Source organism: Campylobacter sp. CNRCH_2015_0814 (genome assembly GCF_025772765.1).
GTDB lineage: Bacteria > Campylobacterota > Campylobacteria > Campylobacterales > Campylobacteraceae > Campylobacter_D.
On record NZ_JAKMSR010000032.1, the window covers coordinates 1 to 1,532 of the forward strand.

At 26.4% G+C, this 1,532-nt stretch carries 1 pseudogene; it reads left to right on the forward strand.

Annotated elements, in window-relative coordinates:
• Nucleotides 1–323: 323 nt before the first annotated feature.
• Nucleotides 324–1,532 (forward strand): annotated as a pseudogene (locus tag L8X24_RS07880) (methyl-accepting chemotaxis protein); the annotation flags it as partial.

Consider the following 1,532-nt stretch of genomic DNA (forward strand, 5'->3'; position numbering starts at 1 on the left):
AACTAAACCCTTAATGGGTTTAGTTTGATTAGTTGGAAGATCTGTATTTTATTTAGTCTAATTTTTATCCATAACAATTTATGTTTACTTTAATAAAAATATTTTCACAATAGCTGCAATTTTTAATCATATATTTATAAAAAAATATTTTTATTATTTTATTATACAAAGTATGTATTTTTCATTTGTTATATCATTTTTTAATTTATTTTTGTGTGTGTGTATTTGAACCAATTTTAAAAAAATTAAATCTTTTAAAATAGTTTAAAAATAGTTTTATATAAAAAAATAGAATTAATGCTAATCAAAAAAAGGAGTTATTGATGTTTAAATCTTTAAATATAGGGTTAAAACTAGTATTATCAGTTGCTATTAGTATAATCGCTGGAATAGCCATTTTGGTGACTATTTTATCAATTCAAGTTGCTTCTAATATGGAAAATGAAGCTAAAAATTCAATCTTTCTTTCTGCGAAAAGATACGGAAATTTTATGCAAGGCATTCTAAATGAGGAAGTTGTTCTTACAAAAGGAATGGCTACATCGCTTAATGAAATGTTTTCGAAATATGACCAAGTAGATGTTGCGTTAATAGAAAGCTTATTAAAAAATACCTTTGACAGTAGTGGTTATGCAGCTTATTCATTTCTTTGGCTAAAAGATCCTTCTGTTTTATCTGACACCCAAGCATTAGATTCAAATTTTAAAAGCTCTAATGGTAAAACTTTTGCTATGATTTTTTTCGATGAAACTACAGGAAAAGCAGGTGGTATAAGATCTATAAAAGTTCCTAATAATTTTTCTCAACTGAACATTTTGCAAAAAATTGAGCAAAACGCAAAATATGGTGATTTAGATACTTTATTTGTTGGCGCTCCATCAAAATTAAATTATGATGGACATGATTTTTTAGGTATTAATTTAGGAATGCCTATCTTTAACAGTAAAGGCAAATTTGTAGGTGTTGTTGGATATACTTTTGATTTCTTAGAAATATCACAAGAAATGCTTGATCCAAAACTAGATGCCTATGAAGGTGATTTAAGATTTTTAATGACTGATCAAGGGGTTATTACTATTCACAAAAACAAAGATGCTATATTAAAAACTCTACCTGAAATCAATAAAGATCCTTCGACAAAATTTATTATTGATGCCGTTAAAGAACGTAAAGATATAATTATTGACAATTATACTGATTCAAATGGAAATCTCAGCTTTGCTAGTATCACTCCTTTTAGCACACTAGGAGACTCTAGTCACTGGAGTATAATAGTTACCGCACCAAAAAAGTCTGTTTTACAACCTTTATATAAATTACAATTTATTTTAATTATTATAGCACTAGTTATAGTTGTTATAATCTTAGCCATTGTTTATTTTTGTGTAAATAAAATAGTAGGTGCTAGAATTCCTATTATACTTCATTCTTTACAAAATTTCTTCAAATTTTTAAATCATGAAACCAAAGAAGTGCAAACAATAAAGATTAAAGCCGATGATGAATTAGGAAGAATGGGTAAAATAATCAAC